The 19,738-nt window shown below is 31.2% G+C and carries 16 protein-coding genes and 1 pseudogene; 2 read left to right on the top strand and 15 right to left on the bottom strand.

Annotated features, from left to right (window positions below):
• Positions 1 to 11: 11 nt before the first annotated feature.
• A complete protein-coding gene (locus tag CELLY_RS06895; protein WP_013620943.1) occupies positions 12 to 3,230 on the bottom strand; it encodes a SusC/RagA family TonB-linked outer membrane protein in 3,219 nt (1,072 codons plus the stop codon).
• Between the two features lie 98 nt (positions 3,231 to 3,328).
• Positions 3,329 to 4,027 (bottom strand): TIGR04282 family arsenosugar biosynthesis glycosyltransferase, encoded by a 699-nt coding sequence (locus tag CELLY_RS06890; RefSeq protein WP_013620942.1) that lies wholly within the window; start codon positions 4,025 to 4,027, stop codon positions 3,329 to 3,331.
• Positions 4,028 to 4,349: 322 nt separating this feature from the next.
• On the opposite strand from CELLY_RS06890, the gene CELLY_RS06885 reads away from it, so the two are divergent.
• On the top strand, positions 4,350 to 4,958 hold the full coding sequence (locus tag CELLY_RS06885; RefSeq protein WP_013620941.1) for a TetR/AcrR family transcriptional regulator: 609 nt from the start codon (positions 4,350 to 4,352) through the stop codon (positions 4,956 to 4,958).
• 73 nt (positions 4,959 to 5,031) lie between these two features.
• On the opposite strand, the gene CELLY_RS06880 is transcribed toward CELLY_RS06885, so the two are convergent.
• The 3 genes from CELLY_RS06880 to CELLY_RS06870 are packed head-to-tail and all read right to left on the bottom strand — an operon-like array spanning position 5,032 to position 7,633.
• The gene (locus CELLY_RS06880) at positions 5,032 to 6,027 is read right to left on the bottom strand and encodes a glycosyltransferase family 9 protein (RefSeq protein WP_013620940.1); all 996 of its coding nucleotides are present in this window, start codon (positions 6,025 to 6,027) and stop codon (positions 5,032 to 5,034) included.
• 37 nt (positions 6,028 to 6,064) lie between these two features.
• Positions 6,065 to 6,664: a DUF4254 domain-containing protein gene (locus CELLY_RS06875; RefSeq protein ID WP_013620939.1), complete on the bottom strand. Its 600-nt coding sequence runs from the start codon at positions 6,662 to 6,664 to the stop codon at positions 6,065 to 6,067.
• A gap of 30 nt (positions 6,665 to 6,694) precedes the next feature.
• Positions 6,695 to 7,633 carry a DUF6427 family protein gene (locus CELLY_RS06870; RefSeq protein ID WP_013620938.1) on the bottom strand — a complete coding sequence of 313 codons (939 nt, stop codon included), beginning with the start codon at positions 7,631 to 7,633 and terminating at the stop codon, positions 6,695 to 6,697.
• A gap of 41 nt (positions 7,634 to 7,674) precedes the next feature.
• Between CELLY_RS06870 and CELLY_RS06865 the strand changes: the two genes are divergently transcribed.
• Positions 7,675 to 7,908, top strand: coding sequence for a DUF6341 family protein (locus CELLY_RS06865; protein ID WP_013620937.1), 234 nt, complete (start codon positions 7,675 to 7,677; stop codon positions 7,906 to 7,908).
• Positions 7,909 to 8,023: 115 nt separating this feature from the next.
• On the opposite strand, the gene purD is transcribed toward CELLY_RS06865, so the two are convergent.
• From purD to wecB, 10 genes and pseudogenes are all read right to left on the bottom strand, one after another.
• Complete coding sequence (purD, locus tag CELLY_RS06860; RefSeq protein ID WP_013620936.1) at positions 8,024 to 9,295, bottom strand: phosphoribosylamine--glycine ligase; 1,272 nt, start codon at positions 9,293 to 9,295, stop codon at positions 8,024 to 8,026.
• Between the two features lie 197 nt (positions 9,296 to 9,492).
• Positions 9,493 to 10,467 (bottom strand): UDP-glucuronic acid decarboxylase family protein, encoded by a 975-nt coding sequence (locus tag CELLY_RS06855; protein WP_013620935.1) that lies wholly within the window; start codon positions 10,465 to 10,467, stop codon positions 9,493 to 9,495.
• Between the two features lie 28 nt (positions 10,468 to 10,495).
• A pseudogene (locus CELLY_RS06850) lies at positions 10,496 to 11,562 on the bottom strand (MraY family glycosyltransferase).
• Positions 11,563 to 11,675: 113 nt separating this feature from the next.
• The gene (locus CELLY_RS06845; RefSeq protein WP_013620934.1) at positions 11,676 to 12,371 is read right to left on the bottom strand and encodes a WecB/TagA/CpsF family glycosyltransferase; all 696 of its coding nucleotides are present in this window, start codon (positions 12,369 to 12,371) and stop codon (positions 11,676 to 11,678) included.
• Positions 12,364 to 13,584 carry an O-antigen ligase family protein gene (locus tag CELLY_RS06840; RefSeq protein WP_013620933.1) on the bottom strand — a complete coding sequence of 407 codons (1,221 nt, stop codon included), beginning with the start codon at positions 13,582 to 13,584 and terminating at the stop codon, positions 12,364 to 12,366. Before CELLY_RS06840 ends, CELLY_RS06845 begins: the two co-directional genes overlap by 8 nt.
• Positions 13,584 to 14,936: a hypothetical protein gene (locus CELLY_RS16980; protein ID WP_013620932.1), complete on the bottom strand. Its 1,353-nt coding sequence runs from the start codon at positions 14,934 to 14,936 to the stop codon at positions 13,584 to 13,586. Before CELLY_RS16980 ends, CELLY_RS06840 begins: the two co-directional genes overlap by 1 nt.
• A gap of 47 nt (positions 14,937 to 14,983) precedes the next feature.
• Complete coding sequence (locus CELLY_RS06830; RefSeq protein WP_169309920.1) at positions 14,984 to 16,036, bottom strand: glycosyltransferase family 4 protein; 1,053 nt, start codon at positions 16,034 to 16,036, stop codon at positions 14,984 to 14,986.
• A 65-nt stretch (positions 16,037 to 16,101) separates the two neighbouring features.
• Positions 16,102 to 17,334 (bottom strand): MATE family efflux transporter, encoded by a 1,233-nt coding sequence (locus CELLY_RS06825; protein ID WP_013620930.1) that lies wholly within the window; start codon positions 17,332 to 17,334, stop codon positions 16,102 to 16,104.
• A gap of 54 nt (positions 17,335 to 17,388) precedes the next feature.
• Positions 17,389 to 18,600, bottom strand: a complete 1,212-nt coding sequence (wecC, locus tag CELLY_RS06820) for a UDP-N-acetyl-D-mannosamine dehydrogenase (protein ID WP_013620929.1) — start codon at positions 18,598 to 18,600, stop codon at positions 17,389 to 17,391.
• Positions 18,601 to 18,602: 2 nt separating this feature from the next.
• Positions 18,603 to 19,727 carry a non-hydrolyzing UDP-N-acetylglucosamine 2-epimerase gene (wecB, locus tag CELLY_RS06815; RefSeq protein WP_013620928.1) on the bottom strand — a complete coding sequence of 375 codons (1,125 nt, stop codon included), beginning with the start codon at positions 19,725 to 19,727 and terminating at the stop codon, positions 18,603 to 18,605.
• Between the last annotated feature and the right edge of the window lie 11 nt (positions 19,728 to 19,738).

The following is a 19,738-nucleotide window of genomic DNA, read 5'->3' as shown; positions in this document are numbered from 1 at the left end:
TTTTTTACTTCTTAAAATTCGGTTTTTAAACTCACTCCAAAGCTTCTGGTAGATGGGTATGAAAAATCTTCTACACCATAAGTTATGCTTTGCTCCTGTAGTGCATTTAGCTCTGGGTCAAAATGCGGATTCTCTGTAAACAACAACAAATTGCTACCTACCAAACCTATTTTTATTTTATTAAAACCTATGGCATCTACAATTTTAGCAGGAAAATTATAGTACACACTTACCTGCCTTAGCTTTACATAAGAAGCACTGTAAAGCGCACTAGCCTCGTTACCACGATCAAAAAATGCATTATTATATGCCTGTGCAGCAACAACTGTTGTATTTGGCGTGTATTGCGGATTATCTGCTGTACCTGTATTTACAACACCAGCACCAATAATACCAGATTCTCTACCCTCTAATGTCTCTTTTAAAACTCCAGATGTACTACCCAAAGCCTTTGTTCTAGAAACAATTGTTCCGCCTTTACGCCAATCGAACAAAAAGGTAAAATCTAATCCTTTGTATGAAAACTTGTTGTTAAAACCCATTGTAAAATCTGGATTGTAATTGCCTAGTAAACGCAGGTTTGGATCTTGAACAGGAAACCCATTAGAGTCGTGCAAAATTTGCCCATCTACCTCAACAAAACCTGTACCGTACATATCACCAACACGACCATCTTTTTTTGCAATGTAAAAAACAGAATTAGATCCACCACCGCCAGAAAATATATTTGCCGTACCAGTTACAAACTGGTCTACACCTTCTGGCAACTCCTTAACCTTACTCCTAAACGTAGAAAAGTTTACCGAACTCTGCCATTGAAAATCAGCATTTTTAATTACTGTACCACTAAGTAAAAACTCTAAACCCGTGGTTTGTACTTTACCACCATTTACGTTAAAACTACCAAAACCACTAGATTCGGATATTGGTCTAGATATAATTTGATCTACACTTGTATTTTGGTACGCTGCAGCATCTAATTGTAACCTACCATTAAAAAACCAGGCTTCTACACCTGCTTCAAACGCATTAAGACGTTCTGGTTTAAGATTTGCATTTTTTAGAACCGTCTCGTTAGTTACTCTAAAATTAGATCCGTAATTCTGATTAAATAAAAAGTTTTGCGTGTTTTGATACGGATTGGTATCATTACCAACACTTGCCGCACTAAATCTAAAATTTAAGTAAGATATTGGCTCTGGTAATTGAAAAAGGCTACTAGCCACAAAACTTAATCCGGCAGAGTAATACCCAAATGAATTGTTATTTGTTGGCAAAGTACTACTCCAGTCGTTACGGTAGGTTAGATCTAAATACAACGCATCTTTATAAGACAAATTACCTGTACCATAAACACTGTTAATTCTTTTTTCAAAAAGTCTACTATCTCCTAAAAGCGGAGTTCTAGAATTTGCTAAAGTATAAATGCCTGGCAAAGCTAGTTGTGAAGCTTCAGCGTAGCTGTACTCTATTTCTTGGTCAAAACGGTTTGCACCTACAGAAACAGTGTATTTTAAATCGTCATTTATAGCATCTTTATAAGACAGCAAGACATCTGTATTTAGTTCTCTATAGCCAATATTATCTTCCCTAAAAGAACCTTGCGGATTTGCATTTGTACTAACCGCTCTTCTAAACTCGCGCTTATCTGCATACGTATCTATACCTGCACGCACCACAACATTTAATTTATCTGTAATATCATAAACAGCAGAAACGTTACCTAAAACTCTATTTTTATTAAAACTGTTGGTGTTTTCATACACTGTTAAATATGGGTTTGTAAGCCATAAGTAATTAATATCATAATGCTGTACACCATCTTGACCAGCTTGCCAGTAATTTTTTAAAGCAGCAACATCTGCCTGTCTGCCTGTCCAGTTAAAACCATACAACGGATTCTCATAACCGTAACCAAGGTTTGGCCTGTTACCACTACGTGTATTTATATAATTTACAAAAGCGTTTACATTTAATTGTTCTGTTAATTTTTGATGTAAACTAAGCGAAATACCATCACGATCTAAATCTGTGTTTGGTACAATACCCTCGTTTCTTAAATTACTGTAAGACAATCTACTGCTACCGTTTTCACCTGATGAGTTAATTGCTATATTGTTTTGCTTAGTAACACCAGTTTCAAAAAAATTACGCACATTATTAGGGTTAGACACCCAAGGAGTAGCAGTTATAGGTGTAAAACTACCATCTGCATTTGTACGCGCAATAACATCGCCAGCACGCACCGGGTTTCCGTTAATATCTACAGAAGGACTATTAAACTGATTTACCAATAAACCTTGATCTAATCTTGGTCCGTAGCTACTTAAGCCACCATCATTAATACCTGCGCCTTTCCCGTTCTGGAAAGAGTATTGACCGTTAGAACCACCACCGTACACATTTTGGTAGTCTGGTAAGGTTAATAAGGTTTCTACCGTAAGCGAATTGCTTGTTGTAACACCAAACCCTTTTTTATTTTTACCACGTTTTGTAGTTATAACCACAACGCCATTTGCAGCTCTTGCCCCATAAAGTGCTGCAGAACCAGCTCCTTTTAATATAGAGATAGATGCAATATCATCTGGAGAAATTTCAGAACCACCGTTACCAAAATCTACTTCTTGCAAAGCACCGTTGTTTACTAAGTCGCTCGTAATTTGCTCATTACTAATTGGCACACCGTCTACCACAAATAATGGCTGATTGCTTCCGCTTAACGAATTTTCTCCACGTATAACAATTCTAGATGAAGAACCTACGCCAGAAGAACCATTTGTAATTTGTACACCGGCAACTTGGCCTGCTAAACTATTAACCACATTGGTTAATGTAACTTCTGTTAGTTTATCTGATGACACTCTGGTTACTGCAGAAACCAAAGATTGTTTTTCTCTTTCTATGCCCAAAGCGGTTACCACAATTTCATTTAATTGTTCGTCAGATGTCATTAAAGTAATACTCGCAGGAAAATTACCATTAGTAATAGTTACTTTTTTTGATGTGTACCCAATAGATGAAATCTCTATTGTAAAATTTACAGTACTTGTTTGTAGTGTAAAGTCGCCATCTATGGTTGTGGTTGTGTAATTTTCTTTGCCTATTTCTTTTACCGTAGCAAAAGGTATAGGTTGGTTATCTTGGTCTACTATTTTAGACGAATATGTATTTGATTGCGCAAATACCGTAAAGGCAAACAGCTGCAGCACAGCTATTATAGCTATTTTCATAATTAAGTGTAATAAGGTTGATAAATTATTTTATAAGCAAGTACCACCAACTGTAGTTTAATTGGTCTGTTACTCATAAAAATGCCGGTTTAAATAATTTATAACCTTGGAGGTCCTCTACGAGAAACCGAAGAAGTATAAAACAACGCAACTAAATTGTTACTTGTTTTTAAAGTGCTTTTAGATTTTATATTTGTATGAAAAAGAATAAAACTACCTAAAACCGAATTGGGATTTTCATATGCATAACAAATTACTGAAGCAGTAGTATCTAAATCTTTAAGTGTTTCTAAAACCGTAAAAGGCACATTTTTGGCAATAGCCAAAGTATGTATTTTTTTAGATAATTTAGAAGTTAACCAAGGTAAGTTTTTAAAAGCATCTTCATTAAAAATACTTTTATGAACCCCAAACAAATATATACCACCATCTTTAGACGGGCCAAAAACTACCTTTTTAGTAGCCATTGCATCTACAGCTTGTTGTATATGATTAGCTGTTAAATTTGGTGTGTCATTACCAATAGAAATTACATTGGTATACCCTTGCGCATAAAGACTTTTATAGGCATTAGCATAACGCTCTGCAAAAGTGTTTCCTTTTTGCTGAGTTTCATCTAACCAAACAACGTCTACATTACTTTTATTTGCAACCTCTAATGTGTTCTTAATTAATAGGTCAAAAAACTGTGTAGAAACCTTTTGCTTTTTAGCACCAAACAAAGGTTTCCTTTCTGCTTCTATTTTAGCGGAAAGGGAAAAAACTAATAAAACAGTTTTGTTCCTCTGTAATCTCATTGTGGTTGCTTGGTCGTTAAAAAACAGAAACCTTAATTTCTTTTATAAAAATAACACAGAATTTTCTAATTAAATATTTTTTGTAAGATAAATACTATAATTACAACACAAAATCATCAAATTTTGAGATTTATTGCCACTTTTACACAATAATAAAACAAACTAGCTAGTTTATATAGTTGTGTAAACTATATTTTATTTAATTGAATTAAGTAGTTTATCGTTTCCCTTGCCATTTACAACCTATAAAATGTGTTTTGCTATAATTAAACACAATCTTGTAACAAACTAACCAGTCTTTTTACTAGAAAAAGAAGCTATAATGGAAAAGAACTTAAAACGCATGGCTACAATGCAAAGAATGCAGTCTGTTGGCCTAGAAATATTTTATAAAAACGGATATTATGACACTAGTGTGGATGATATTTTAAAAGAGTTGTCCTTATCCAAAGGTGCCTTTTATTATCATTTTAAATCTAAAGAGGAATTTTTTATTAGTATTCTACAGAATATTATTTTCCCTAAGGTGTATAGTGAGTTAATTGCTCCTTTTGAGGGACAAGAAAACCCTGCTGTAATACTAGATAAATGTTTTGATAACGCATTAGAAACTGCAGAACATAATGTATTAGACAATGGTTTTGTACTAAGTAAGTTTATGACGGAGTTTAGTGGCAAAAACGAAACCATTGTAAAGCTCCTTAAAGAGATGTTTAAGGTCTGGGAAGTAAATCTTATTACCAATTTACAAAAAGGCAAAACAGATGGCTTTATAGACCGCCACGTAGATAGTGAAGCTGTTGCTAGCTTTTTGATGTCTTCTTATATGGGTGTACGTGTTTTAATGATAAATGGTAATGCAAAATTACTTCGTTACAAATACATTCAGCAATTGCGCAGTTATTTTAAAACTATTGCTGTTAAGCGGTAGAGATTAAATTATCGTTTTTTAAGATGTTTAAGTTTTTAAAATAGAAATTTAGAAACATTTATGCTATTCCGAATTACCCAACAACCTCTAAAACCTTTTTAACAACATCATCTGGCAGTATGGTTTCCATTGCTTTTTCATAACCCGGCGGAAATTTATTACCGTAAACAGATGTTGGTATAAGTGGGTAATTTTCTCTGTTTGCTAACAATGCATTTGTGCTTTGTTGCGCAAATGGGTAAAAACCAGCAAATGGGTGTGTAACTCCCCAAAGTGTTATGGTTGGCACGGCAAACATTGCGCTTAAGTGTGCGTTACCACTATCCATAGCCAACATAACATCTAAGTTTGAGATTAAAGACAGTTCTTCTGTAAAGCTTAGTTTTTTAACCACAGAAACACAATTGCTATAGGTTTGTTCCCATTTACCTAAAACTTCTTTTTCTTTATCTCCTCCTCCAAAAAGGATAACTGTATAAGTATTGGTGGTATTTAAACTACTTATTACTTGTTGCATAAGCTCTAAAGGGTACGTTTTACCCTCAAAAGCTGCAAATGGCGCAATTCCTATCCATTTTTTTGGTTCTTTTGGCAGTAACGCAATGGCAGTATCAGATAATTTTTCTTTTGCCAAAGCACAAGAATCATCAAGCCTAATTGTATATCCTAATTTGCTAAAAACGGAAACGTAACGTTGCTGCGTAGTTTTCAGCTGCTTAAAAACTTTGTTTTTATTTGCTGTTAACGCCTTTTTATCGGCTCTGCCTTTATCAATTTGTATAAAAGGAATACCTGATAATTTAAAAAACTGTTTTAGAATGTTAGATCGTAAAACGTTATGAATATCTGCCACAGCAGTAATATTCATTGCCTTTAACTCTTTAAATAATTTATAAAGTCCGTTTACACCTTTGTGCTTACCTTTTACGTCTGCTTGGTACACTTGTACGTTTGGCAACTGCGCAAACATTGGCGTAAAAAAGGCCCTAGTTAAGACTGTAATTTTTAAAGTAGGATTTTGTTGCAATAGTCCTTTTACAACAGGAACCGTCATTGCAACGTCTCCCATAGCAGATAAACGAATTATTAATATGTGTTCTTGATGCTTATTTTGCACGAAGCACAGGGTTTAGCTCGTCATCATTATACATTTTCATTTGCTTATACACTTTCATATACTTATTACCAGCTTCAATATCTGCAAGCAATTGGTCTATTGCAGTAGACAAATCTTTTTTCTGTTCTAATAAAACAGCAAGTTTATTGCTACATTTTTGTTTATGATCCTCAGATGCATCTGTTCTAGTTACTTCTTCTTGCATATGGTAAACTTTTAGCGCAAGGATAGATAATCTGTCTATAGCCCAAGCTGGACTTTCTGTATTTATAGTTGCATTGTCTTTTACTTGTACCGACTGGTATTTATTTAAAAAATAACTATCTATATACTCAACCAAATCTGTCCTATCTTGATTACTAGCATCTATTTTACGTTTTAAATCTAACGCATCTACAGGGTCTATGTTAGGATCTCTAATTATATCCTCATAATGCCACTGTACGGTATCTATCCAGTTTTTACGGTACAATAAATGTGCAATTTCATCCTTTGGATATGGATTATTAAAAGCTTGGTACACGTTATCTAGAACGTGGTATTTATCTATACTTTCGTTAAATATTTTAAAGGCAAAATCACTAAACATACTGGAAAATTTTAGACAAATATACCAATTTTACTTCAGTAAAACCTTAAATATAAATACCGTTATTGGAACCAAAATAGCAACAAAAAGGTTTAACTCTTTAAAACGAGGTTTACGTAAAATTTCTATATAATTGGTAAGAAACACTGCTGCAGGAAAAAAGGTAATCATTATTGGAAAATATCCTAAATTGGTTTCAAATAAAGTTATAAAAATACCTATGGTAAATGATATAGCTACAAGGCGCATACTTGCCAAACGACCAACGCCACTTTTACCAAGCTTTATACTGCTAATAACACCTACTATAATTACTACTATTAAGTACACTATGGTTGCAGAACTCTTGCTCCACTCTTTAAACATATCTGCATCTAATTTTAGTGTAAAAACATAATGGTCTAATATAAAATTTAGCCTTCCAAAAATTGCTAAAACTGCAGAAGTTATTAGTGCTACAGTAACAAAAGCTGATAAAGGTAAAAACCAGTTTCTTATGTTTTTTGGCTCGTAAATATAAATAGCTATAAATACCCAAATTAGGTACAGCAAAGCCCAGTCATAAAACAAACTGGCAATGATAATCCACATTGAAGCATCAAAAATTTTATATTTAATTTCCTTTAAAGACTTAAGACTTAAAATTTTTCTGGTAGCCAAAACAATAAAAAAACTGCAAAAAATACCATTAGTATCTATTAATGAAGCAGGAAAAAAAAGACACAATAAAACATAAAAAAGTACCGTAAAAGAGTTTGTTTGGGTAATTTTATTACGTTTTACAATAAAATTTACAAGAAATATGGTAAAAAAAAGTAATGCAACTATGCCAATGTTAGTACCTACTAAACCCAGTGTAAACAAGACGTTTTGTCCAAAAAAACGAGCTACACAATAAAACACCAACAATAAAGTAAGTACAATTATGTAATTTATAGGTTTTGTTTTGCTAAAAAAGCTTGAAATCATCTAGAGTTTTTATATTTTTGCACGGTAAATATACATATAAGATGAAAACATTTTTTAAAGCAATAGAGGATTTATTTGTTGATGTACTTTTTGCTCCTTTAGATTTTTTAAGAGCATTAGAATTAGAAAACTGGTGGGCTGCAAATACGCTTAACTGGATTTTTATGATTATTGGTGCAATAGCAATGGTATATTGGATGTTACAACTTAAAGAGCATGCTGCTAACGGCGAGGAAGACAAAAGCACTAACGCACACTCATTTATTAAGATCTAAAAATATCTTATTTTAGCTGTACCGGCTAAATTTAGATTTACTCATATACAAAAAAACCCAACTAGCTACTTATGTAGTTACTAGTTGGGTTTTTATTTGTGTTAGGTTTTAACTCTTATAAATCAAAACCTAGATCTTTTCTGTAGTTTATTTTATCAAAATGAAGCTTTTCTACGTTTTTATACGATTGTGCTAAAGCCTCTTTAAAATTAGCACCAAACGATGTTACTGCCATTACACGACCACCGTTAGTAACCACTTTATTACCATCTAACTTAGTACCTGCATGAAATACAATAGAACCATCTACGGCATCTAAGCCGGTAATTTCTTTTCCTTTTTCATACGCCTCGGGGTAACCACCAGAAACTGTCACCACTGTAGTTGCCGTACGCTCATCAATTTTAATATCAATGGCATCTAATGTTTGGTTACCAACAGCTTCAAAAACCTCAACTAAATCGTTTTGCAAACGCGGTAAAACAACTTCCGTTTCTGGATCTCCCAAACGTACATTGTATTCAATTACCTTTGGCTCATTATCAACTTTAATTAACCCAATAAAAATAAAACCTTTGTATGGTAAATTATCTTTAGCAAGTCCTTCTACCGTTGGTTTTACAATTTGGTTGTGTATTTTGCTCATAAACTCCTCACTAGCAAAAGGAACAGGAGAAATAGCACCCATACCACCTGTATTTAAACCAGTATCTCCTTCGCCAATACGTTTGTAGTCTTTTGCTGTTGGCAATACTTTAAAGTTTTTACCATCTGTAAGTACAAAAACACTTAGCTCTATACCGTCTAAAAACTCTTCTATCACAACAGTTGTACTAGCATCACCAAATTTAGAATCTACCAACATAGAAGCAAGTTCTTTTTTAGCTTCCTCTAAATCTTGTAAAATTAAAACACCTTTACCTGCTGCTAAACCATCTGCTTTTAAAACATAAGGAGCTTTTAAGGTTTCTAAAAACGCTTGTCCTTCTGCCAACGTATCTGCTGTAAAACTTTTATATGCTGCAGTAGGAATGTTATGACGCATCATAAATTCCTTGGCAAAATCTTTACTGCCTTCTAAAGTTGCAGCTGCTTTTTGAGGACCAATTACAGGAATATTTTTTAGATCGATGTCGTTTAAGAAAAAGTCATGTACACCATTAACCAAAGGGTCTTCTGGACCAACTACAACCATATGTATTTGCTCTGTAATAACAACTTCCTTTATAGCTTGAAAATCATTAACACCAATTGGTATATTTTTTGCTATTGCTGCAGTACCAGCATTACCAGGCGCTACAAATAGTTTGCTTAGCTTTTTACTTTGATTTAGTTTCCAGGCAATAGTATGTTCTCTACCACCAGATCCAAGGATAAGAATATTCATAATGTAAAAGTTTGCCCAAAAATACAGTAAGGCAAATTAATATCCTTTAAAAAAAGAAAAAAAGAAGTGAGATTATAGATTGCTACGCTGTTAGAATAAAGAATATAGACAACTGTTACAAGAAATTAGATTCAAGAACCAAAACCAAAATCTCTTTTATCTATTTTCTCTACTCTATTTTCTGTTTTCTTGACTCTCTATTTAGAAAAGTCCCTGTGTTCTTTATCTTGTAATTCTTCAGGGGATAACGACTTAAAGTAGTCAAAAACAATTTTTAGTCCTTCTTCTCTAGAGACCTTAGGCTCCCAGTCTAATAATTCTTTTGCTTTTGTAATATCTGGTTGTCTTTGCATTGGGTCATCTGTTGGTAAAGGCTTGTAAATTACCTTTTGCTCTGTACCGGTAAGTTTAATAATTTCTTCTGCAAATTCTCCTATAGTGGTTTCATGAGGATTACCAATGTTAACAGGATAGCTATAATTGCTCATTAGAAGCCTATAAATGCCTTCTACTTGATCATCTATATAGCAGAAAGACCTTGTTTGCTTTCCATCGCCAAAGACCGTTAAATCTTCTCCTCGTAAAGCCTGACCCATAAATGCTGGCACAACACGACCATCGTTTAGTCGCATTCTTGGTCCGTAAGTATTAAAAATTCTAACAATACGCGTGTCTAGTCCATGAAAACGGTGGTACGCCATTGTAATAGACTCCATAAAACGTTTGGCCTCATCATACACGCCACGTGGTCCAACCGGACTAACATTACCGTAATATTCTTCGTTTTGCGGGTGTACTAACGGATCTCCGTATACCTCAGAAGTAGAAGCAACCAAAATAGTAGCGTTTTTTTCTTTCGCTACTCCAAGCAAATTATGTGTACCTAAAGCACCGACTTTTAATGTCTCAATAGGAATTTTTAAATAATCTATAGGGCTTGCTGGTGATGCAAAATGAAGTATGTAATCTAATTTACCAGGAATATGAATAAACTTAGACACATCATGATGTTGAAACTCAAAATTTTCTAAAGGAAAAAGGTGCTCAATATTTTTTAAGTCGCCCGTAATTAAGTTATCCATTGCAATTACGTAGAAACCCTCTTTAATAAACCTGTCGCATAAATGAGATCCTAAAAACCCCGCTGCTCCAGTAATAAGTACTTTTTTCATTTATTATTCTTTATTCAAATTTTGTGGTCTATTCTTTTTTCTCTTTGGTCTTTTTTTTCTTTTTCTTAATTGAGCCTTCCTGATTTACACCAGTAATTTTATTTACTTTCTTTTTTAACACCATTCTCTGTTTTAGTGCAGAGTAATTATAGTTGTATCTAAAAAAAATATATCCTAAAATTATAACAATTGCTACCATTGCAACAACCATCCATAAGTTTTTGGCAGTGCTTCCTAACACAATAAAAAGAACTACAAATATTAAATTAAAAAAACCTATAAAAAAACTAGCTTGTTTATGAGAGAGTCCCCAAAAATCGATAAGTATATGATGAGTATGATTCCTATCGGGCGAAAAAGGTCCTTTTTTATTTGCTATTCTAATTGTAAAAACTCTAGCTGTATCAAATAAAGGAACAATTAAAATACTAATAGCTATTAATGGTGCATTTTCTAATAAAAAAGGTAATTCAGAATAAGAAGTTGGTTTCAGCGCAAGAAACTTAAGAGTTAAAATACTAATTACAAAGCCAATTATTAAAGACCCAGTGTCCCCCATAAATATTTTCCGGTCAGAAGAAATATTAAAACCAAAAAAAGCCATTAAACAGCCATTAAGAGTTATACCTATTAGAGCAAAAAATATTCTCCTGATAAATAAAATATTGTGGTGTACAATATCATTATTACAATACCAACTATTGATGCTAACCCATCAATTCCATCAATAAGATTGTAAGAGTTTATGATTGTAATCATTATAAAACCACCTATAACTAAATATAAATAGTAGGGAATCTCGCTTATATTTAAAAAACCATTAAGAGAATGTATTGTAAAACTATCATTAAATATAATAAAACAAATAGCCAATGCTTGAGCTATTAATTTAGCTCCAGGCGAAAGAACCACCAAGTCATCCTTTAAACCTACAATGAACAATATGGTTAGTCCCGGAATAATGTATATTGCCTCATTAAAATTAGCTCTATCTTTAATGAAAAATAAAGCGAATACCAATGCGCAATAAAAAGCTATACCCCCAAGTGTAGGCGTCTTACTACTATGAGAACTCCTTTGGTTTGGGTCATCCATTAAACGCTTATGCTCAACAACGCCAATTATTTTTGGTATAGTTAAGTAAGTTAATAGGAAAGACCCTATGAAGACTGATATTGCTGTTTCTAGAAAATACAAATTTTATTTAATTAAATTTTATTAAACATAACTTTAAAAAAAAATGCAACTAATTTAAATTGGCGAAAAAACCGAGATGGTTCTTTCAAAAGCCTATAAAACCACTCCAAACCCAATTTAATAAATATTTTTGGAGCTCTTTTCTTTACTCCGGCATACACGTCAAAACTCCCACCAAGTCCCATATATAATGCTTTATGTTCTTTTAAAAAAACATCCATCAAAAACTCTTGCTTTGGGCTTCCTAGTGCGACAAAAACAATATCAGGTTTTTTCTCTACTATATCTTGTAATATGCAGTCAGTATCTTCTTCTTTAAAATAACCGTCTCTATATCCACATATATTTATATTAGGATAATCTATTCGCAACATAACGATTGTTTTTTCAATTACTTCATTACTCCCTCCAATAAAATAAAATGAATCGTTTGTATAATTTCTTTCAATAATATCTAACCAAAACTCAGCCCCTGCTATCTTTACCGACTTCAATCCTTTTCTTTTCAAGGCAAGGACGGCTCCTATTCCATCAGGATATCCAATATTATTATTAATTAAATTTGTTAAATTAGAATTTTTTAAATTAAGCTTTTCAGCATTGATTGCTATTAACAATTGATTTTTATCCTTAATGAAATCTAACATTTCTTCTTTTGATAAAAACGCATGAATTTTTTTATTTAAAATAAATTTAGATTTAATCATTATTATTCTCTAATGTTTTGATGACTATTAAACTAGTTATTATAGCGAAAAACTCTACGCCCATATATCTTTCAAAGATAGATTCGGTGAAAGATATAATAAATATTGCCCCTAAAACAAACATGTAGACCCATAACTTCAGTTTATAACATCGATAAAAAAAATTGAAAAAAATTGAAAAATAAAGAACACCTCCGATAACACCAAAGGTAGTTAAATATTCAAGTAATTGATTATGAGCATTATAATTTTTATCTGCAGCAAAAAAGTGTTTATTATCTAAATATTTATCTTTTCTAAAATTAGATATATCACCTGTACCAACACCTATTATAGGATTTTCTTCAAATATTTCAAACATAAGCTTCATTCTTTCAAATCTCCAACTCTTAGTATCTTCTTTAAAAATTGAAACAAAAGAATCTATTCTATTTTTAGTATATTCATTTCTATACCCATGGTAAGTTATAAACGTAAATACTAAACTTATTAAAGCTAAATGTTTCCACAATCTTTTCTTGAAAAGAAATAACAAAGCTACGAATATAAAATATAAAATTGCTGCCCGTGATAATAATTGAAATAAAAAAATTATGTGAATACATACAAGACCGATTCTAACATTTCTGCGCTTGTAATTTCTATCATTAACTGGAAATAATAGACCTATACTAAATATTATAATTAAACTTAAATATGAGGGATGAGCTCCAACATATTTTGCCAAACCAATATATGTATATTCATTAGAAAACAAATACGTTATGCTAAAATCATATTTAGCAATAAATGACATTCCAATACAAACCCAAGATATTAAAACTAAAAGTGTGCTCCCAATAATGATGGAAAAATAACAATACTCAATATTCTTTTTATCATTAAAATCATTAGATAAAAATAAAAGCGGAATAAATAAAAAAGAAAGGGATGACTCTATTTCTTTAATACCTTTACCTAAATTTTCTGTATTCAGTAAACCTAAAACCTCAATCAAACATAAACTTACAACTAACATTGTATTAATATTCAATACTCTTTTAGGTTGAAAAAAATTTTTATCCTTAAAATATCTAATTATAAAAAGTAATACAGAAAACCCAAGAACAAAATTATTGAAACGCATAGACAAGGGCAAAGAAATTAATACCAAAAAAATTGATATTAAGTATATATTTTTTAAACGACTTGCCATTGAGTACTTTGTATACATTAGAATTCATTTTTAAAAATAACAAAAAAGCTAAATAAGAGAAAAGGAAATATTTGAAATACATTGTATTGCCCTTCTTGTAAAAAAGATATAAAAAAAGAAGAAATTAAAATTGAACTCACCACAAAAAAACCATTACTATTAAATTTTTTTATGTAAATAATATGTAAACGAGAATACAAAAGAAAACCTATTAAGCCAAAAGCATAAAAATATGTCCCAACTAAACTTTCTGCCCCTCTACTTACAGACTCCATCCAATGCTCTCCCTCTAAACGTCCCATATTACCCGCTTTATGCAATCCATTTCCGAATAAATATCTCAAACCAAAAGACTGCTCAAAAGGTATTTTTAAACCTAATACATGTATTGCCGCACTAGTTTTTAAAATTCCAGATAAATAAATCATTAAACTTAGCGTTCCAATAAAAAATAAATAAGCTGTATTCTGCATTTTCTTTTTAAAAAGAAAATAATAAACTCCAATTAATACTATAAAAATAATAGCACCTTTAGACCAGGTAAGGACTAATAAAACCAATAGTATTGGTAAAAGAAATAATTTAATAGTAATCTTTCTTATTATAAAAAGTATGAACATTATGAAGCATACATACCAATAACCAGCACGTACTGGATCGTTTACTAAAGGAGTATATCTAAGAATAAAATCATAATTACCAAATCCTGTAACGTAAATTTTAGGAAAACCATTTACGAAAAGAATATTTTCATTTGAACCTCTAAAATTAGAAACAGCTGTAGCTTGATATTTTAATAAATAAAAGTTTGTTGAAAGATCAATTAAGGAAATCAATATTGACGCTATTAAAATAAAAAAAATAAGATAGAAAAAATCGAAAGTTAATTGATCATAATAAACTTTCAAGTCTTTTTTTCTATAATTAATTAAACAAGACAGTAGGAGAAAAAACATAAAAAAACCTCCAAAAACATTGAATGAAAATAGTATGGACTTTATAATATTTGAATAATATAGAAGAAAAAAAACAACCACATAACAACCAAATAGTTTAAGGGTATTTATCAATTTAAAGCGGCTAAAAATCGTTATTAACAAAACAATAATTAGGTAAAACAAAATACCCGCTTGATAAATATGTAACTTTCCAAGGCCATAAAGGGAGACGCTTAAATTGGAAATTACAAACTGGTTATTTAAAATTGCAACCAACGCAATAATAGAGACCCTTAAGGCCAACTTTTTATTATAGTTTAGTAATACAAGAATAATTATTAATGGCGAAAAAGGTATAATTATTGTTAATATATACACTGCTATATAAACTAAACTAACAAATAAAAAATGAAAAATGTTTTTATTATGCATTAACAATTATATAAGCTATTCGTGTTCCCTTTGTTTATAATACCTACTTAAAGTTTGCAAAACACCTCTATTTCCCTTGCGACTGTTTTATGAATTGCTATATTCTCCATAGATTTTCTGGCTCTAATAGTAATATTTTTATACTTCTCCATACTTTCAGTATTATCTATTATGTTTTTAGCGATAGCCTCCAAATTGTTACCAATAATGCCATTATCCAAATGCGTAATAAATTCTGGAATAGCCGTATTTAAACTACTAACTGTAAGTAAACCAGTTGCCATAGCTTCACACATTGTAACACCTTGAGCATCCATACGGGTTGGACAAAGAAAAACACCATATTTAGAAAAAAAAGAATTTAAGTCATTTCTATCAATAAAGCTACTATTTATCTTAATCCTGTCTTCTAATTTAAGAGCTTTTATTTGCTCCAAATATTGTTTCTTATAAAATCCTTTTCCATAGATATCTAAAGTATAGTTATTTGGAAGGAAACTCATTATTTTTATAGCAATATCCACTGCATATTTCTTACTAGATAGCGGCCTCAAAGTAAGCATCTTATACCTATTTTCATATGTTTCTTGATATGAAAACAAGTCAACATCTATTCCATTAGGGATAATCTTAAAATAAGGAATAGCAACTCCTAAATTAACTTCCATATCTTCCTTCATCCAAATAGAAGGGTAAATAAATTTTATATTTTCTCTTTTCAAAGCAGTTTTGACAAAAACCTTCATTTTAGGTATAACTAAAAAATCTTTTTTTAACCAAATTAAGAAATCCTTAATTCTGTATCTAAACTCAAAAATTCTAGAACCATATTTTTGCACCTCACTACCGTGCACATAAAAAACAGCAGGTATATGTTTATCTAAAATATGCTTATAAATAATCCACCCATTTTTTTTAGAAAAAGGATATATATTTAGTAAATGCAAATATAATTTATCTTTATTAGTAAGGTGCTTGATAATATCCTTAGAAGGTAGACAATTAACTGTTATACCTTCATAAACATATGTATGAGCTATAGTTGATGGTACATATACAACTATTTCTACTCCTTGTTTTAACATTTCTAAACAGCGCATATGCACAAACATATGGTTGTAGGGGTTATTTTTACTTGGGTATCTAGAGGAAATATAGGTTACCGTCATTTTTTTAAAATTAATTTTATCTTTTTTTCTGCAATAAACGATGTGCCAATTAATACAATTGCATATGATATTGTATTAATAACTAAAGCTCCAATAAGGCCATATTTAGGCAAAAGTAAAAACATTAATAGTATGCTAAATAATGCAGAAACCAACATCACTAAAAATCTTTGTTTCTGTTTATTAACAACGACTAAAAACATTTCATAATTCACAAAAAAAAACCTTATTAAAATAATAGCAAGAATAAACAAATAGGCAATATTAAAACTAGAATTTGAATCTAAATTCAAAAAATTAAATATAAAGGGTTTAAATAAATAAAAAAATGCAGTTAATAAAAACCCAAAAACGATAGTATATTTTTGGGTTTTTCTGAAATTGGATATCAAAATAAGCCCTTTATAGATTTTAAACTGACTCAATACCACTTGAGATAATGCAACTGTAATCATAAAAGCTGGAGCTACAATAACATACAAAGCTCTATAATAACCATAAACAATGTCATCAAGTAAATAAAACAATATCAGCATTCCAGATTGGGTATATATGGCTGTAACTATTTCTTGCAAGCCAAAATATCTCCTCTCATTAAATATTATTATTATTTTTTTCAAAGATGGAGCCCTAACTCCTTCAAAAGTATAAGAATTACTCTTTGCTAGATAGGTAAATCCAATAATTGTAACTATCATATTTATACCTATCAACAAACTTAGTATTAGGCTTATCATTTGTTCTCCTCTCGGAAAAAAAATTAAATAAGCAATAAATAGTAATAATAAGCCTGCAAAAACAAGATAAGCAGTAAGCTCCTTTTTAAAATCTCCTAAACTTTTAAAATAGGAAAATAATAAAAAATTGATGGCTAAAAAAAGACTTAAAAACAAACTAAACCCAATATAATTCCACCCTTTTACATCTTCTACAAAAGAAAAAGTTAAAATGTAAAAAATTAAAAATGTAATAAAGATTAAAACAACAACAAATAGACTATCTAATAATATTTCTATTTTTTTTGATTCATTGTTAGTATCTGAAATTAAAAAAACAGAACTTCCAAAAGGAAAGACTGCTAACATAATATTAGATGCGGAATAAACAAAAGAGAATGTAGCAAAATCGTCCACGCCAAGAACAACAATTAACGTCAAACTAAGAAACCATCTAGTACCAAATTGTAATCCTTGAGAGAGGTTATTGAATAAAAAATTTTTTAGTAACATAATTGGTTTAATTATAAGAGTTAGAGCTCAACTTTATCATTTAAAAAAACCATATTACCCTATATTGCAAAAATCTAATACAATTTTATCTGAAGATATTTTCAATGTTTTAAACTCATCGTGTGCTACTAAAAATGCAATAATATCTGCTTTGTTTACAGCTTCATTGTAATCTGTTAGTTTAAAAATTTTGTGTTCTGTAATATTAGGCTCTACAATATAATATTCCTCATCGTTAGCACCTTGTAGCACCTTTTGTGCAATGTATTTAGCTGGTGACTCTCTTAAATCATCAATATTAGGCTTAAATGCCAATCCCATTAAAGCAATACTTGGCTTACGGCCGTGCTTTATTTGAAATTCTAATTTGGCTGTTTGTACTTTTTCTGCACACCAAAACGATTTATAATTATTTATTTCTCTAGCTGTACCTATTATTTTAGATTCCATTGGATAATCTGAAACAATAAAATAAGGGTCCACAGCTATACAGTGACCTCCAACCCCACAACCAGGTTGTAATATATTAACTCTAGGGTGTTTGTTGGCAAGTTCTATAAGTTCCCAAACATTAATATCTGCTTTGTCGCATATAAGTGATAACTCATTAGCAAATGCTATTTGTACGTCCCTAGAAGAGTTTTCTACTAGTTTACACATTTCAGCTGTACGTGCATTGGTTTTATGCAAGTCACCTTTTATAAATTGCTTGTAAAACGCAATAGCTTTTTCTGTTGATTTTTCATCAACACCCCCAATAACACGATCATTATGTACCAGTTCGTACATTACGTTTCCTGGTAGTACACGCTCTGGACAATAAGCTATATTCAACTTTCCTTTTAATTCTGGTCTTTCAGTATAAATGATTTTCATCATCTTCTCTGTAGTACCAATAGGAGAAGTAGATTCTATAATGTATAAATCATCTTCTTTTAGCAACGACAGTATGGCTCTTGTTGCAGACTCAACGAAAGAAATGTCTGGCTCATTTTTAGCTTTAAATGGGGTAGGAACAACTATTAAATAGGTATTAGCTTCTACAGGTGTTGTCGCAGCTTTTAAATAGCCTTCTTTTACGGCATTAGCAACTGCTATATCTAATTCTGGTTCTACAATATGTATTTTCCCTTGATTGATAGTTTCTACTACATCTGGATTAATATCTACTCCGTGAACGTAAGTTTTATTTTGTGCTATTAAAGCTGCTGTTGGCAAGCCTATATAACCTAAACCAATCATTACAACACTTGGACTTTTACTCATAATTATAACTTTGAAATAAATTCGATTATTTTTTGACAAGAAGTTCCATCTCCATATGGATTATGCAATTTACTCATCACAGAATATGCTTCTTTGTCATGAAGCAGTTTATTCGCTTCTGTAACTATTTTGTCTTTATCAGTTCCTACTAAAAAAACAGTCCCTGCCTCTACAGCTTCAGGTCTTTCTGTAGTATCTCTCATAACAAGAACTGGCTTCCCTAAACTTGGAGCTTCTTCTTGTACACCTCCACTATCAGTTATAATTAAATAAGATTGACTCATTAACCATACAAAAGCAGGATAAGATGAGGGTGCTATTAATTTTATATTATTTACATTATCTAAAAGATCATAAACAGGCTTCTGTACATTAGGGTTTAAATGTACTGGGTAAATAATTTGTACATCTTGGTTTTCTAAAGCAATTTCCTTTAAAGCACTACAAATGTTAATAAAACCTTGTCCGTGATTTTCTCTTCTATGTCCTGTAACTAAAACTAATTTTTTAGAGGTATCTACAATTGTTTTCAATTGCTCTATTTCTTCATCTGAATACGTATCTGAAGTGACTTTATTAGAGCTAAACTGAAGGGCATCTATGACGGTATTCCCTGTTACTAATATATTCTCTTGCTTTACATTTTCATTCAATAAATTTTGTTGAGAAGTTGTTGTTGGAGAAAAATGATAATCAGCAACTGAACCAGCGATACTCCTATTTACTTCTTCAGGAAATGGAGACCTTTTATTAAATGTTCTTAAACCTGCTTCTACGTGGCAAACTTTTGCACCTGAATAGAAACCAGCTATGCTCGAAGCCATTGTAGTAGTAGTATCACCGTGTACATATACAAAATCCGGCTGAAACTCCTCTAAAATAGGCTTTAAACCAGTAATAATATCTGCCGTTAAAGAGTATAAATTCTGATTAGGCTTCATTAAGTCTAGATCATAATCCGGAGTAATCTCAAAAAAGGATAAAACCTGGTCTAACATCTCCCTATGTTGTGCCGTTATACAAACTTTGGTTTCAAAAGTATCAGAATGTTTCAAAAATTCTTTTACCAATGGAGCCATTTTAATAGCTTCTGGTCTAGTTCCAAATATGATTAGATTTCTTTTCATTTATTTTTTAT

Origin of the sequence: Cellulophaga lytica DSM 7489, from assembly GCF_000190595.1 — a bacterium.
Lineage (GTDB): Bacteria > Bacteroidota > Bacteroidia > Flavobacteriales > Flavobacteriaceae > Cellulophaga > Cellulophaga lytica.
This window is presented reverse-complemented; position numbering and strand designations above follow the sequence as displayed.

Coding starts and splice junctions, on each gene's coding strand:
- CELLY_RS06895 (WP_013620943.1), bottom strand. CDS start 3,230: ATGAAAATAGCTATAATAGCTGTGCTGCAGCTGTTTGCCTTTACGGTA.
- CELLY_RS06890 (WP_013620942.1), bottom strand. CDS start 4,027: ATGAGATTACAGAGGAACAAAACTGTTTTATTAGTTTTTTCCCTTTCC.
- CELLY_RS06885 (WP_013620941.1), top strand. CDS start 4,350: ATGGAAAAGAACTTAAAACGCATGGCTACAATGCAAAGAATGCAGTCT.
- CELLY_RS06880 (WP_013620940.1), bottom strand. CDS start 6,027: ATGGGAGACGTTGCAATGACGGTTCCTGTTGTAAAAGGACTATTGCAA.
- CELLY_RS06875 (WP_013620939.1), bottom strand. CDS start 6,664: ATGTTTAGTGATTTTGCCTTTAAAATATTTAACGAAAGTATAGATAAA.
- CELLY_RS06870 (WP_013620938.1), bottom strand. CDS start 7,633: ATGATTTCAAGCTTTTTTAGCAAAACAAAACCTATAAATTACATAATT.
- CELLY_RS06865 (WP_013620937.1), top strand. CDS start 7,675: ATGAAAACATTTTTTAAAGCAATAGAGGATTTATTTGTTGATGTACTT.
- purD (WP_013620936.1), bottom strand. CDS start 9,295: ATGAATATTCTTATCCTTGGATCTGGTGGTAGAGAACATACTATTGCC.
- CELLY_RS06855 (WP_013620935.1), bottom strand. CDS start 10,467: ATGAAAAAAGTACTTATTACTGGAGCAGCGGGGTTTTTAGGATCTCAT.
- CELLY_RS06845 (WP_013620934.1), bottom strand. CDS start 12,371: ATGATTAAATCTAAATTTATTTTAAATAAAAAAATTCATGCGTTTTTA.
- CELLY_RS06840 (WP_013620933.1), bottom strand. CDS start 13,584: ATGTATACAAAGTACTCAATGGCAAGTCGTTTAAAAAATATATACTTA.
- CELLY_RS16980 (WP_013620932.1), bottom strand. CDS start 14,936: ATGCATAATAAAAACATTTTTCATTTTTTATTTGTTAGTTTAGTTTAT.
- CELLY_RS06830 (WP_169309920.1), bottom strand. CDS start 16,036: ATGCGCTGTTTAGAAATGTTAAAACAAGGAGTAGAAATAGTTGTATAT.
- CELLY_RS06825 (WP_013620930.1), bottom strand. CDS start 17,334: ATGTTACTAAAAAATTTTTTATTCAATAACCTCTCTCAAGGATTACAA.
- wecC (WP_013620929.1), bottom strand. CDS start 18,600: ATGAGTAAAAGTCCAAGTGTTGTAATGATTGGTTTAGGTTATATAGGC.
- wecB (WP_013620928.1), bottom strand. CDS start 19,727: ATGAAAAGAAATCTAATCATATTTGGAACTAGACCAGAAGCTATTAAA.